Source organism: Dysgonomonas termitidis, from assembly GCF_042654545.1.
GTDB classification, from domain to species: domain Bacteria; phylum Bacteroidota; class Bacteroidia; order Bacteroidales; family Dysgonomonadaceae; genus Dysgonomonas; species Dysgonomonas termitidis.
Window position 1 is genome coordinate 1 of sequence record NZ_JBHSGN010000208.1, and the last position, 612, is coordinate 612.

Genomic DNA, 612 nt, shown 5'->3' on the forward strand with positions numbered 1-612 from the left:
AACAATTATTTAATCATATAGCCGTAACGCCGGACTAATAGCTTAAAACTGTTAAAATGTTAAATTTTACTGGTTTTTAATCCTTTTGGTTAGGCCTTACCTATTCGTTAGTACCTTTTTCATGTAGGCAATTTTGAGACTACATAAGGGCACTTAAAACGAATTAATATGTATTCAGTAAATTTTAAAGGCAAAGCAAATACAAAGAATCCGGAACTGGTAAGGATAGAAATGATTCTGTTTAAAACCGGTTACGCAAGGATTCCCAAAGTATTATCAATCACAGGCAAAAGAAAAAGCTGGAACCAAAATGCCCAGTCTTTCGCAGGTAATACCAGTGAAGAAACGGAAAAGAACCAGCTTCTGATGGCTATAAGGCTAAAGTATCTTAAAGTTGTGGAGCAGTGGGAACTGGAAGGGGTTGATTGGTCGCCAGTCCAGTGGTCTCATTATTTTGATATAAATACAACTAAAAAAGAGGTGACAAAAGTAAAGAGTGTTTCCGTATTTTTGGATGAATTGATCTTACGCTTTAAAAATACAGAAAGGATTAAGAATGGGGGGATAATCAAAGGTTCATCAAATTTCGAGTTGTATTTATCGTTAAAGAAC

Annotated in this window: 1 pseudogene; it reads left to right on the forward strand. The window is 35.0% G+C overall.

The features are described from left to right. Nucleotides 1–168: 168 nt before the first annotated feature. A pseudogene (locus ACFO6W_RS26210) lies at nt 169–612 on the forward strand (phage integrase SAM-like domain-containing protein); the annotation flags it as partial.